The 14,174-nt window shown below is 39.0% G+C and carries 12 protein-coding genes; 6 read left to right on the top strand and 6 right to left on the bottom strand.

All coding sequences use genetic code 11. From position 1 onward, the window contains the following. Positions 1-38: 38 nt before the first annotated feature. From ML462_RS01545 to ML462_RS01530, 4 genes are all read right to left on the bottom strand, one after another. Positions 39-1,745 (bottom strand): NupC/NupG family nucleoside CNT transporter, encoded by a 1,707-nt coding sequence (locus tag ML462_RS01545; protein ID WP_240711972.1) that lies wholly within the window; start codon positions 1,743-1,745, stop codon positions 39-41. Between the two features lie 7 nt (positions 1,746-1,752). Continuing rightward, positions 1,753-2,376, bottom strand: coding sequence for a bifunctional nuclease family protein (locus ML462_RS01540; RefSeq protein ID WP_240711971.1), 624 nt, complete (start codon positions 2,374-2,376; stop codon positions 1,753-1,755). 85 nt (positions 2,377-2,461) lie between these two features. Continuing rightward, positions 2,462-3,430 (bottom strand): electron transfer flavoprotein subunit alpha/FixB family protein, encoded by a 969-nt coding sequence (locus ML462_RS01535; RefSeq protein WP_240711970.1) that lies wholly within the window; start codon positions 3,428-3,430, stop codon positions 2,462-2,464. Between the two features lie 51 nt (positions 3,431-3,481). Further along, entirely contained in the window at positions 3,482-4,228 is a 747-nt protein-coding gene (locus ML462_RS01530; protein WP_240711969.1) for an electron transfer flavoprotein subunit beta/FixA family protein, read from the bottom strand. 307 nt (positions 4,229-4,535) lie between these two features. Here ML462_RS01530 and ML462_RS01525 point away from each other — a divergent pair, with 307 nt between their 5' ends. The 4 genes from ML462_RS01525 to ML462_RS01510 all read left to right on the top strand — a co-directional run bounded on the left by ML462_RS01525 (position 4,536) and on the right by ML462_RS01510 (position 11,197). After that, entirely contained in the window at positions 4,536-5,513 is a 978-nt protein-coding gene (locus ML462_RS01525; protein ID WP_240711968.1) for a pyruvate dehydrogenase complex E1 component subunit beta, read from the top strand. Between the two features lie 59 nt (positions 5,514-5,572). Next, positions 5,573-8,065, top strand: coding sequence for a DUF5686 and carboxypeptidase-like regulatory domain-containing protein (locus tag ML462_RS01520; RefSeq protein WP_240711967.1), 2,493 nt, complete (start codon positions 5,573-5,575; stop codon positions 8,063-8,065). Between the two features lie 68 nt (positions 8,066-8,133). Further along, positions 8,134-8,646, top strand: a complete 513-nt coding sequence (locus ML462_RS01515) for an inorganic diphosphatase (RefSeq protein ID WP_240711966.1) — start codon at positions 8,134-8,136, stop codon at positions 8,644-8,646. A gap of 133 nt (positions 8,647-8,779) precedes the next feature. Further along, on the top strand, positions 8,780-11,197 hold the full coding sequence (locus tag ML462_RS01510) for a sodium-translocating pyrophosphatase (protein WP_240711965.1): 2,418 nt from the start codon (positions 8,780-8,782) through the stop codon (positions 11,195-11,197). A gap of 50 nt (positions 11,198-11,247) precedes the next feature. On the opposite strand, the gene ML462_RS01505 is transcribed toward ML462_RS01510, so the two are convergent. Next, a complete protein-coding gene (locus tag ML462_RS01505) occupies positions 11,248-11,715 on the bottom strand; it encodes a hypothetical protein (protein WP_240711964.1) in 468 nt (155 codons plus the stop codon). Between the two features lie 318 nt (positions 11,716-12,033). Between ML462_RS01505 and ML462_RS01500 the strand changes: the two genes are divergently transcribed. Beyond that, the gene (locus ML462_RS01500) at positions 12,034-12,282 is read left to right on the top strand and encodes a DUF7218 family protein (RefSeq protein WP_240711963.1); all 249 of its coding nucleotides are present in this window, start codon (positions 12,034-12,036) and stop codon (positions 12,280-12,282) included. 116 nt (positions 12,283-12,398) lie between these two features. Next, complete coding sequence (locus ML462_RS01495; protein WP_240711962.1) at positions 12,399-13,436, top strand: App1 family protein; 1,038 nt, start codon at positions 12,399-12,401, stop codon at positions 13,434-13,436. Between the two features lie 69 nt (positions 13,437-13,505). On the opposite strand, the gene ML462_RS01490 is transcribed toward ML462_RS01495, so the two are convergent. Then, positions 13,506-14,174 (bottom strand): sterol desaturase family protein, encoded by a 669-nt coding sequence (locus ML462_RS01490; protein ID WP_240711961.1) that lies wholly within the window; start codon positions 14,172-14,174, stop codon positions 13,506-13,508.

Raw genomic sequence — 14,174 nt, 5'->3', positions numbered from 1 at the left:
GAAAATGAAATATGAAAGTTTTCTAAAAGTAATCTGAATTAACCAATGATCATTCCGGCGATAGTAGCAGAAAGCAACGAAGCGAGTGTACCTCCAATAAGTGCTTTCATTCCAAATTCAGAAAGGGTCTTTCTCTGGCCGGGAGCGAGTGATCCAATTCCTCCAATTTGAATTCCGATCGAAGCGAAATTTGCAAATCCACAAAGCATGTAGGTAGCCATGATCACAGATTTCTCGTAATTAAGGCTAAGGGCGTTTGCCGGGTTTTTAAGATCAGCAAGCTGTACATATCCAACGAATTCACTGGCGGCAAGCTTAATACCTAATAGTTGTCCCATTAGCATCATATCTTCCTTAGCGACTCCAATCACCCACATGAGCGGTGCGAAAATGATTCCCAGAATAGATTCCAGTGAGAATTTCGAATAAGGAGTATGTTCAGCCATGAGTGCATTAAGACTGGTTAAACCGCCAATATATCCCAGGATATAGTTGATCATGGCGATAAAAGCGATAAAAACCAAGAGCATTGCTGCCACGTTCGCTGCTAGTTTTAAACCTTCAGTAGTACCATTGGCAATGGCATCAAGTATATTCGATCCAATCTTTTCAGAAGAAACTTCTACATCTGTATTTACAGATTCCTGCTGTGGGAATAATATTTTTGATACTACGATCGCACCAGGTGCGGCCATTACAGATGCTGCCAGTAAGTGTTTGGCGAATTGTAATCTAAGGGCTGGGTCATCACCTCCAAGGAAACCGATATAAGCTGCGAGAACTCCTCCGGCAACCGTGGCCATACCTCCAACCATAACCAGAAGTATTTCAGACCTGGTCATTCTTTCAAGGTAAGCTTTGATCATTAATGGGGCTTCGGTTTGACCCAGGAAAATATTTCCGGCAACACTTAAACTTTCAGGTCCCGAGATTCCTAGTAATTTGGTTAGCACCCAAGCCAATCCTTTTACTACGATTTGTATAACTCCAAGGTAAAAAAGTACAGAAGTTAAGGCCGAAAAGAAAATGATAGTAGGTAGTACCTGGAATAGAAATATGAACCCAAAACTGTCTACATCCATCATTCCGCCTAAAAGGAATTCGCTTCCTGCGGCAGTAAAATCAAGAATTAGGACGAAAATATTCCCTACGAATTCAAATACTTTCTGTACAATGGTGATCTTCAAAACTCCAATGGCAAGTACCAATTGAGCAACCAGGCCAAGTCCAACTGTACGCCAGTTAACTGCCTTTCGGTTACTGCTAAATATAAATGCGATGATGAGTAAAACCATCATCCCGATGAATCCTCGAATAAGGCTGGAAGTGCTTATGCCGGCACTTGGGATCATTTCCTTGGCAGTCTCTGCAGGGATAACTTCTTCCGCGGTTTGATCCATGGCTTTTAGATCTATTAAAGATCCTTTCGAATTCAAGGAAAGAGTGGAGTCGGTAAGTGCAGTTACCCTTAAATTTTGAATAGTATCCTTAGGAGTGTTATAAAATAAAACCAGTAATTTGTTCTGGTATAGATAGTCACCTGAAGCCAGGGTGTCTTTATTTTTAGAGTCTATAAATTCAAACCTGCCTTCTTTAAAATTTAGTTCTGTAGCATTTCCAAAGAAATTTTCCTGACTGCTTTGATCTTTAGAGCTATCAACTTGCCAGTTTTTAGAAATGGTTTGTGCATTGGCTGACGTAATAGAAATTACAATCAGGAATAGGCAACACCAGATTTTGTTCATTTCAGGTTTATTTTCTTTTGGAAATTTCGTCCCTGATGCGGGCCGCTTTTTCATAGTCTTCATGGCTAACAGCCTGGGAAAGAAGTTCCTTTAATTCTTCAAGAGACATTTTCTTATAATCTGTAGTATCCTCAGATGGTAGATCTATCTCCTCCTTTAGAAGTTCATCTTCAATGATCTCTTCTTCCTTTTCTTCCTGATCACGCTGTTTTTCCTCGGCTTTAAGATAAATACCGGCTTTGTCCAGAATGTTTTTATAGGTGAAAATAGGTGCTTCGAATCTTAGTGCTAAAGCGATGGCATCACTCGTACGGGCATCGATGATTTCTTCTATTCCATCCCGCTCACAAATGAGACTGGAATAAAATACACCATCTACCAATTTATGAATAATTACCTGTTTTACCACGATCTCAAACCTGTCTGCAAAGTTTTTAAAAAGATCATGGGTAAGAGGTCTGGGGGGTTTAATCTCCTTTTCCAGAGCAATTGCAATTGACTGGGCTTCAAATGCCCCGATCACAATAGGCAATTTACGCTCACCCCCAACTTCGTTGAGGATTAATGCGTAAGCTCCGTTTTGTGTTTGACTATAAGATATTCCCTTAATATTAAGTCGCACTAAACTCATACATCCGTAAAATTAAAAAGGCTGTCTAAAATAAGGACATTTACCATATTTAGACAGCCCCTTTATGGGTCGCAATTTATGAAAATTATGCGTTTTTCTCTTTAAATTCCTTCAATTTTTCATTTAGCTTCGGCACAACTTCAAAGGCATCTCCAACCACTCCATAATCGGCAGCCTTGAAAAATGGTGCTTCGGGATCGTTGTTAATAACAACCTTGGTTTTTGCTGCGTTAATACCTGCAAGGTGCTGGATAGCTCCAGAAATACCTACGGCTATGTAAAGATTGGAAGCTACCGGTTTCCCAGTTTGCCCCACGTGCTCACTATGTGGTCTCCATCCCATATCACTTACAGGTTTTGAACAAGCTGTAGCAGCTCCAAGGATATCAGCCATTTCTTCGATCATTGTCCAGTTTTCAGGGCCTTTTAATCCTCGACCTCCAGATACAACTACTTCGGCATCTGCAATAGTAACCTTATCTGTGGCTTTATCTACAGATTCTACGTTTACTGAAAAATCTTCATCTGAAAGGCTTGGGCTGAAATCTTCAGCAGCAGCATCTGCCTGAGATTCTTTTAGTCCGAAAGCATTTTTGGAAAGACCTATTACCTTCACGTCTGTACTTATTTTGGTGAAGTTGAATGCTTTATTTGTAAAAGCAGTTCTTTTAACGGTAAAAGGATCGGTGCTTTCCGGAAGAGCAACAACATTTGATGCATATCCTGCTTCAAGCTGAACGGCTAGAAGTGGAGCAAGGTATTTACTGTTGGCGCTCTGGCTTAGCACAACAACTTTACTACCTTCTTTTTCAGCAGCCTGTTTGATCGCATCTGAATATGCTTCGGCATTAAAATTATTTAGCTTGTCGTTATTTACTTTAAGTACTTTATCAACTCCATACTTTCCTAATTCTGAAACCTCTCCTGCATTAAAGGCAATAGCAGTTACAGATGTTCCCATCTTTTCTGCTATGGCTTTTGCATAAGAAGCAACCTCATAGGAAGCTTTTTTAAATTTTCCTTCTTCTGATTCTATATATACTAAAACTGACATTTTCTTCTGATTTTAAATTTTGAAATTCTTTCTGATCCGTTTCTCTTAAAATTAGATGGCCTTGGCTTCGTTGTGAAGCAGGTCGATCAATTCGTCAAGATTTTCAGGATCTACCAGTTTAACATCTCCTTTTGGAGCTGGTTTTTCAAATTTCACAGCTTCTGTCTTGGTATTGGTGTCTGCTGATTCTACAACATTTAAAGGCTTTTTACGAGCCTGCATGATTCCTCTCATATTTGGAATTCGAAGATCGCTTTCCTCTACAAGTCCTTTTTGACCACCAATTACTAATGGAAGTGAAGCCGTTAAGGTCTCCTTACCACCGTCGATCTCACGAATAGCCTTAGCATTATCACCATCAACTTCAAGACTAATACAGTTATTTACGAAATTAGCTTTGATTAACTGTGCTAACATTCCAGGTACCATTCCACCATTATAATCAATAGATTCTCTTCCGGCGATCACAAGATCATAACCACCATCCTGTACAACTTTAGCCAGTTCCTTAGCTACCTGATAACCGTCTGTTGCCGGTGTGTTCACACGAATGGCGCTATCTGCACCAATGGCAAGGGCTTTTCTTAGAGTAGGTTCGGTTTCAGCTCCTCCAACATTTACAACATCAACACTTGCACCTTGTTTTTCTTTGAACCACATCGCTCTGGTAAGACCAAATTCATCATTTGGGTTAATTACAAATTGAACACCATTAGTGTCGAATTTAGTATCTCCTTCTGTGAAATTGATTTTCGATGTAGTGTCAGGTACATGACTAATACATACTAAGATTTTCATATATAAAGTTCTTTTTTTAATAAAACGTTTTCGCTGACGAAGATAAGTATTTTAATTCGAAAAATGCTATGCATGCATAATAAAATTGACTAAAAATTTTACCTTCATTTTAAGTTATATTTAATGTTTTGGGTGTTATTGTTTCAAAAGTTCATAATACCCTGCCAAAATTTGAGATTTTTAATAGAAGACCACTGCGGCCTTTTAATAATGAGGAAGCATATAAAATTTTAATCGGCAAATATGGTATATACCTTTATGAATTACTATTTTTGCTGTGCAGGAATAAAAAATAAGATTTTATATAATGAGGACAATTCAATTTAGAGAAGCCGTTGCCGAGGCGATGAGCGAGGAAATGCGTCGCGACGACAGCATCTATTTAATGGGAGAAGAAGTTGCCGAGTATAATGGAGCTTATAAGGCTTCCAAAGGAATGCTTGATGAATTTGGTCCGGAAAGGGTGATCGATACTCCTATCTCAGAACTTGGATTTGCTGGTATAGGTGTTGGTTCTGCTATGAATGGTAACAGGCCAATCATTGAATTCATGACCTTCAACTTTTCTCTTGTTGGAATTGACCAGATCATAAATAACGCCGCTAAGATGAGACAGATGAGCGGTGGACAATTCAATATCCCAATCGTATTCCGTGGGCCAACAGGATCTGCAGGTCAGTTGGGTGCTACCCACTCCCAGGCTTTTGAGAGCTGGTATGCAAATACTCCCGGACTTAAAGTGATCGTTCCTTCAAACCCATATGATGCAAAAGGTCTACTTAAGGCAGCGATTCGGGATGACGATCCGGTGATCTTCATGGAAAGCGAGCAGATGTATGGTGATAAAGGAGAAGTGCCGGAAGACGAATACGTTATTGAAATTGGTAAAGCTGATATTAAAAGGGAAGGAAGTGATGTTACCATCGTCTCTTTCGGAAAAATAATAAAGGAGGCTTATAAAGCTGCCGAAGAACTGGAGAAAGAAGATATTTCTTGTGAGATCATCGATCTTAGAACGGTTCGTCCTATGGATCATGATGCTATTCTTGAGTCTGTGAAAAAGACAAACAGGTTAGTGATACTTGAGGAAGCATGGCCTTTTGGAAATGTTGCTACTGAAATTACTTACCAGGTACAGTCTAAAGCATTCGATTACCTTGATGCACCAATTGTAAAACTTAATACAGCCGATACACCGGCGCCTTATTCACCAGGTCTTTTAAAGGAATGGTTGCCTAATAGCGACGATGTTGTTAAAGCTGTGAAAAAGGTCATGTATAAGTAACCTTATTCAACCTATATTTGAAACTTCATCTTTAGGATGGAGTTTTTTTTTATCCAGAAATGAACAAACAAGCCTACTTACTTTTCCTGATAATTTTCGGTGTCAACTTTCTTCAATCCCAAACGAAGGTGGGAGGTGTGGTTAACGATGGAACCGGAGCAACAGTTCCATTTGCAAACGTAGTTTTTGCGAATTCAACCTCTGGAACCACAACCAATGAGGAAGGTGAGTTTTATCTTCAGGCAGAGGAAAATTTTGATACGCTGGTGATCTCATTTCTGGGATATAAAACGCTAAAAGTTCCGCTTAATTCCTCTGTAAATCTTGATATGGAGATAACTTTGGAACAGGAGGCCGCCAGTTTGGATGAAGTGGTCATCTACAGGGGGAAGACTTCCAAAAAAAATAACCCTGCTATCGATATTCTTAGAAAGGTATGGGAAAATCGACGCACAAATGGGGTTAATGCATTTAAACAGTATTCTTATAAAGAATATGAAAAGCTGGAGTTCGATATAAATACCATTGATAGTACCCTTATAGAAAGCAGGATTTTTAATGGAATGGAATTTATTTTTGATTATGCCGATACCAACAGCGTGACCGGCAAAACTTACCTGCCTATGTTCATTAATGAATCTGTAAATAAAGTTTATGGTGATAATGTATTGAATGAGGAAAAGGAAGTGTTACTTGGAAATAAGAATTCCGGGTTTAACCAGAACAGGAACCTGATAGATTTCGTAAAGGATGTTTATGACGACTACGATATTTATAAGAATTATATCAAGTTCTTCGACAAGAGTTTTGTTAGTCCTATTTCTACAACCGGGATAGATACCTATAATTATGTATTGTCAGATAGTGCCTATATAGATAATAAATGGTGTTATAATATCGTCTATTATCCCAGACGAGAAAATGAACTCACCTTTAAGGGTGATTTCTGGGTGAACGATACTACCTGGGCGGTGAAAAATATTAACCTGGAAACAACCAGGGATGTTAATATCAACTGGATAAAACAGGTATATATAGAGCAGGATTTTAAAGTTCTGAACGATTCGATTTTCCTTATTACCCGGGACTTTTTTATGGCTGATTTCGGGTTGAATAAGAAGAAAAGTTCCCGCGGGGTTTATGCAAAACGTACATTGCTTTTTGACGAATATGAATTCGATAATAAGAAGCCTGCCTCATTTTATTCCCAACCGGTGTACAACCCTCAGTCTCATGCATATGATAGAAGTGATGAATTCTGGGAGCAGAATCGCCTGGAGGAACTTAATAAAGACGAGAAGGGTATCTATGTTATGCTTGATAGTCTTACCAAAACCAGGGCCTTCAACAGGTTATATGACCTGGCTACCATAGCCCAGTCTGGTTATGTTGAATTTGATGGTTGGGACTACGGTCCGGTTTATTCTACTTTTGGATTTAATGATGTAGAGGGTGTAAGGACAAGATTTGGAGGACGAACCTATTTTGGCCAAAATGACCCCTGGCGTATAGAGGCTTATGGAGCCTATGGATTTAAAGACCAGAAATTCAAGTATGGTGTCGCAGCAAAATTTCTGCTGGATCCTAAATCCAGGCTAATTGTAGGTGGAGGAAACCGAAGGGATGTTGAACAGTTAGGCGCCAGTCTTACCAATTCTACCGATGTCCTGGGAAGAAGTCTTGCTTCTTCGGCTTTATTGAATGTTGGTGATAATGATAAATTAAGCTCGATAAATTTGAGTGTTTTTGCGGTAGAAATGGAACCTTTAAAGAATTTCACCGTAAGAGTAGGGGCGAATTATCGTGAGCTTAAACCTGCTTCTCCGGGGTTCAGCCTAGATTATTATGTAGATGAGGATAGAACAATTATTGATTCAGAGATCAACCAGACAGAATTTTCCACCATTTTCACCTGGATGCCAGGTAGAAAAGTCTCAGGTTATGGGGTGGAACGAAATGTGGTTAACGAAGAAGACTTTCCAACCCTGTTCCTTAATTATAGTTTAGGAGTAAAGGATGTTTTCAATAGTGACTTCGATTATAAAAAAGTACAGTTCTTTTATAATCAGCCATTATTGATCGGCGGGCTGGGACGTTCTAATGTTAGTTTTGAAACAGGAAAGACTTTCGGGGCGGTTCCGTTAGGGTTGTTGAGCGTGGTACCAGGAAATCAGACTTATTTCGCGCTTTATAATACTTTTCCTACCCTGGACTTCTATGAATTTGTAACCGATACTTATTCTGCAATTCACTTGGAGCATAATTTCAATGGTAGATTATTTTCCAGAATTCCGCTTTTTAGAGAATTAAATCTGAGAGAAATTGTGGGCTTTAGGGCAGTCTACGGCGATATATCTCAGGAAAGTAAAAATATCGATGCCTCAGGTCTTCCCCTTATTGCTCCTAATTCCGATCCATTCTACGAATATAGTTTTGGAATAGGTAACATACTGAAGGTGATGAGGTTCGATGTGCATTTCAGAGGAAATTATTTTGAGAATCCAGATGCCAGATCTATGGCATTTACAATTGATTTCGGATTTCACTTTTAGTTAATGATTTAAATATCAGAATTAACTATATTTGCACCCCTTAATTTTAATGAAGAAAATAAAGAAAAATGTCTAATACTTTTGATGTATTGATCGAGATCCCTAAAGGGAGTAGAAACAAATACGAATATGATTTTGAACTGAAAAAAGTTCGTTATGACAGGATGATCTTCTCATCGATGATGTATCCTGCAGATTACGGTTTTATACCAAACACTTTAGCGCTTGATGAGGATCCACTGGATGTGCTTGTATTGGTTACTGAGCCTACTTTCCCTGGAATTGTTATGGAAGTGAAGCCAATTGGTGTATTCCATATGGCCGATGAAAAAGGACCTGATGAGAAGATCATCTGTGTACCGGTTTCAGATCCTATCTGGAATAGACTTAATGATCTTAAAGAATTGAACGGTCATATGATAAAGGAGATCGAGCATTTCTTTAAAGTATATAAAGACCTTGAAAAGAAAAAGGTTGATACCGGTGACTTCGGCGATGCTGCAGAAGCACGTGAGATCATTAGGCAATGTGTAGAAAGATTTGAGAATTATGAAGGTGATAAATCACGCTTCGGTATATAATCCCAAATATTTTCCATTTATATTGAGATATTAAAAGCAATAACCTTAAAAAGTTATTGCTTTTTTAATTATTGCTGAATTTACTACATTAGCGAGCATTAATAAATAATTAACAAATTAACCTAGCTAATTTATGGAAGCAATAATGATTTATATGCCTGCTGTGCTGGCGATAATCGGACTCGTGTATATGTGGGTCAAAAGATCCTGGGTGATGAAACAGGATGCCGGTGACGGAAAAATGAAAGACATTTCATCTCACATCTATGAAGGCGCCCTCGCCTTCCTAAAAGCAGAATATAAATTATTGACTCTTTTCGTGATAGGTGCCAGTATAGCTTTGGCGGCTATCGCTTACTTTGTTCCCACCACGCATTATTTAATTATTGTAGCCTTTATCTTCGGAGCCTTCTTTTCTGCCCTTGCCGGTAATATGGGGATGAAGATCGCAACTCAAACAAATGTGAGAACTACTCAGGCCGCAAGAACCAGTCTTCCAAAAGCTCTGAATATTTCATTTGGAGGAGGAACGGTTATGGGACTTGGTGTTGCCGGTCTGGCTGTTTTAGGTCTTACCGGTTTCTTTATTCTCTTTTTCCATTATTTCATGGGAGGAGAATGGACCAATACCGAACAAATGACGGTGGTTCTTGAAACTCTGGCCGGGTTCTCTTTGGGAGCTGAATCTATCGCACTTTTCGCTCGTGTAGGTGGAGGTATTTATACTAAAGCTGCCGATGTTGGAGCCGATCTTGTTGGTAAAGTAGAAGCTGGTATTCCTGAAGATGATCCGCGTAACCCGGCAACTATCGCAGATAACGTTGGAGATAATGTTGGAGATGTAGCCGGGATGGGTGCCGATCTTTTTGGTAGTTATGTAGCCACGGTTCTTGCGGCAATGGTGCTTGGAAACTATATCATCAAAGATATGGGCGGCGATATCACTGCTGAAGGGTTCGGTGGAATTGGGCCAATCCTTTTACCAATGGCAATCGCTGGTGCGGGAATTATTATTTCGATCATTGGTACTTTACTTGTGAGAATTTCATCCAATGATGCAAAAGAAGCTGAGGTTCAGAAAGCTCTTAATATCGGTAACTGGGTTTCCATTCTACTTGTAGCAATTGCCAGTTATTTCTTAGTAACCTGGATGTTGCCTTCAGAATCTATAACGATGGGATTCTTTGTGGGTGGCCAGGAAGGATTTGAGATGAGATCTATAAGCTCCCTGAATGTTTTTTACGCTTCACTGGTAGGGATCATTGTAGGTGGAGTGATCTCTGCAGTGACTGAATATTATACCGGTCTTGGTAAAAAGCCGGTTCTGGCAATCGTTCAGAATTCCAGTACTGGAGCGGCTACGAATATAATCGCCGGACTTTCAACCGGAATGATCTCGACATTCTTTTCAATCTTATTATTCGCTGTTGCGATCTGGGCATCCTATGCCTTTGCAGGTTTCTATGGAGTTGCTTTAGCAGCTTCAGCCATGATGGCCACAACAGCAATGCAACTGGCCATTGATGCCTTTGGACCAATTGCCGATAATGCCGGAGGAATTGCTGAAATGAGTGAATTGCCTTCAGAGGTGCGCGAAAGAACAGATATACTTGATTCCGTAGGGAATACAACTGCCGCAACCGGAAAAGGATTTGCCATCGCTTCAGCAGCATTGACCTCATTAGCGCTTTTTGCAGCTTATGTAACCTTTACTGGAATTGACGGAATTAATATTTTCAAGGCTCCCGTTCTAGCCATGCTTTTCGTTGGTGGAATGGTGCCAGTAGTTATCTCTGCACTTGCAATGAGTTCAGTAGGTAAAGCTGCCATGCAAATGGTTAGAGAGGTAAGAAGACAGTTCAAGGACATTCCCGGGATCATGGAAGGTACCGGTAAGCCTGAATATGATAAATGTGTGGCTATCTCGACGGAAGCTGCTTTAAGAGAAATGTTATTACCCGGGGTGATCACTATCGGGTTCCCAATCCTCATCGCGTTCCTTCCCATGATATTTGGATATGAAAACGTACTTATTGCCGAAATGCTTGGTGGATACATGGCCGGGGTAACGGTTAGTGGTGTACTTTGGGCGATATTCCAGAATAATGCCGGTGGTGCATGGGACAATGCCAAGAAATCTTTTGAGGCTGGAGTTATGATCAACGGTGAGATGACCTATAAGGGATCTGACGCGCATAAAGCTGCCGTAACCGGTGATACAGTAGGTGATCCTTTTAAAGATACTTCCGGGCCATCGATGAATATCTTGATAAAGCTTACATGTTTAATTGGTTTGGTGATCGCTCCAATTTTAGGAGGACATACCGAAGGTGATATTCCTAATCTCGATGAAACCGCAGTTATTTCTACTGCTCAATCTTCAGATGATATAATTTCTAAGGAGGTGAAAATGGAGAAAAAAACTGATGCTGATTTTGTAACGGCCTATGTTACGGTAGTTAGATCTGATAACGGTGAAGAAGTGGTTGAATCTTTCGAATTTGAAGGAACTGAAGCTGAAGTAAGAGAAAAGGTAGGTGAGATCAAATAAAAAATTAATTCAACTATAGATTAAAAACTCCACTTTCTAGTGGAGTTTTTTTATACCATAGCGTATTTCATGATACCCATGCTGTTGATTTGTTTCAGGTTTTCCTTTATAATATGTTTATGCTTAAGAAATACCTCCCTTACATCACAATGGCTGGTTTTGGACAGGTATTTATCGTATTTCTTATAACTTTTTTCTTCCCTCTTTTTAATGTCAGCATGGTTTTGTTTCAGTTTATATCTTAAATAGTGCTCAGATAAAGCGCATTTTTTCCTTTTATAGAAGGAAAGTAATTTTTTATCCCTTATAGGCGATATCTCTCGTTTTATCTGTTCGATTTTTCCTTCTATTTCCTCTAAAAATTCAATTTTCTGACGGTAGAGCTTATGGTAAAAATTCTTTAATATTAACCTGCTTTCTCTTCCTGAAATGATATTGTAGATATATGCGCTTTTATTATTCAGGATCCTTAGTTTCTCCAATAGTTCAATCGTCTTCTTCTTTTCTGCATAATGCATAATTCATCCTCCCTCGATTAAGATTATTGTTAGGTAATCTGATTTTTAAATTGGTTACCTAAATTTAAAATTCGGCGCTTAGCTTATCTAGTTTTTTAACCAAATTAACTTGGTGTTATCATAAATCGAAGATGCCGGAAATTCTTTAAAATTGAATTGCAGAGAATTCGGGGTATTCTGAAAATCAAAATATTAACATATTCTTAATAATTGTTTAGACTTGTTAAAAAGCCACGTTAAACTCGGGTTAATCAGGAGGAGATTATCGGTTTTTGAAGTTGTAAGTAATATTTTTAATTCAGTTTTAAATTAAAAGATATGGCTAAAGATCACGGACCAAGTATCAAGAATGATGAACAATACGAAGAATTGCTGAACCAGGGCATGAGTAAGGAAAAGGCTGCTCGTATCGCAAACGATCCTGATTCGGGAAAAAAAGGTGGAAAAGCTGAAAAATACGAAGAACGCACTAAAGAAGAATTGTATGAGAAAGCAAAAGAAATAGGGATTGAGGGAAGAAGTGAAATGACCAAAGAGGAATTGATTGAAGCCTTGAGAAATCATTAAACTGATGTAGTAGTGCGGGGTTAGTATAATTTGAGTATTAAATCTTTTATAAATCTAAGGGCTATCACAAAGGATAGCCGCAAGAAAAACTATCTTGGAAGAAACCTTCAATTTTAATGATCAAACGCTTTAAGAAACTCATTGGAAGATACCGGAATCTTGAACAGGTGTATGTAGTTCCCTATAGAAGTTATGGCACTTATTCACATTTATACGTTAAAGGCCGCGTGCTGGATAATGAACCCTTGAAAATAGTAAAAGACCAATCGGTATACAGAACTATTAAAAATACCTGGAAACAATTCGACAGCTTTGAAATCCCTGATGCCGAAATGGAACTTATTGTTCCAGATAAAATTAACCTTGGGACCACCTCGAACGATGAAGGCTATTTCCTTTTCGATAAAACCATTCAAGAGAACTTATCTGAACATGCATCAGAAGAAGGCTGGGTAGAATATGAGGTTTATTACCGAAACGAAGTTGAGCCAAATACAGAAATGATCGCCAACCCGGCAAGAGGTGAATTTTTAGTACCGCAGTTAGATGCTGAGTTTGGCTTGATAAGCGATATAGACGATACCATTTTGCATACCGGGGTAACCTCATTTTTAAAATGGAGATTGTTAAAGAATTCACTGCTTACCAATGCTTATAAGCGAATTCCACTTAAAGATGCTCCAGATCTATACCAGAAACTTCATAAAGGAAAAAGTGGAAAGAACAAGAATCCGATGTTCTACCTGAGCAACAGTCCGTGGAATATGTATGAATACCTGAAACTTTTCCTGGACTACAATAAGTTTCCTAAAGGACCAATCTTGCTTAGAGACTTAAGAACTCCGTTTGAAAGTACCCTAAAACCAGAGAAGCCTCATAAACAAAAAGAGATCACCAATATCCTGAAAACCTACCCAGATCTAAAATTCATTCTAATTGGGGATAGCGGTGAACATGACGCCAGTATTTATACCGATATCGCTGCGCAGTATTCAGACAGGATCCTGGCAATTTACCTTAGAAGTGTTACCCATAAAAGAAGAATGGAAAAAGTGAAAAGCCTTATTGATGATTTTGATACAGTTCCGGTTCTTCTGGCAGGAGATTCCAATGAAGCCGAAAAACATGCTCGTGAAAATGGGTTTATTCAATAACAAGTAATTAGGTTAAACAAAAAAGATCCCGGAATTCCGGGATCTTTTTTGTTTGATATTGCAGAGATCTTAACTGGGATCGATACTCGTTCCTACGGCAGCACGCTGACTATTAGGTGCTTTTCTGGGCATAGTTCTAAAAATATGATCCCATAATGGAGAAGATACTCCAAATGCTCTGTCTGGCTCACGATAATGGTGAATACTATGGTGGTGCCATAAGATCTTTAAAAAGTTATTCGGTACCTTAAAAGCATGCACAGAATAGTGAACCGCCAGGTAACCGGCATATCCAATTAGGAAACCTGCCAGAAATCCAAAGACGTAATCTCCAAGTACGGCGCGATAAATAATAAAAAGTACGGTTGCGATTACCAGACTAAGTACCGGCGGCATCGCCAGCCTGGATTTGTCTTTTGGATAATCATGATGAACACCGTGCATGGTATAGGAAATTTTCTGCTTTCTTGGAGAAGTTGCAGGAATATGATAAAGATATCTGTGCATCACATATTCTATAAACGTGAAAAAGAAAAGTCCTGCCACGAATAGTCCAACCATTGCCGGAGCTTCAAATCCTTTTTCAATAATTCCGTAATAAATCAAAGCCGCAGCGATCACTGCGAAAATGATCAGGGGAATTGATATATGGGTATGCGTAAGTTTCTCCAGGATAGGATTGTTGAATAACTTAGGTGACCCCTTATGCTTTGGTCTTTTTAATTTTGTCGATTCCAT

Origin of the sequence: Christiangramia lutea (assembly GCF_022489035.1) — a bacterium.
GTDB classification, from domain to species: domain Bacteria; phylum Bacteroidota; class Bacteroidia; order Flavobacteriales; family Flavobacteriaceae; genus Christiangramia; species Christiangramia lutea.
This window is presented reverse-complemented; position numbering and strand designations above follow the sequence as displayed.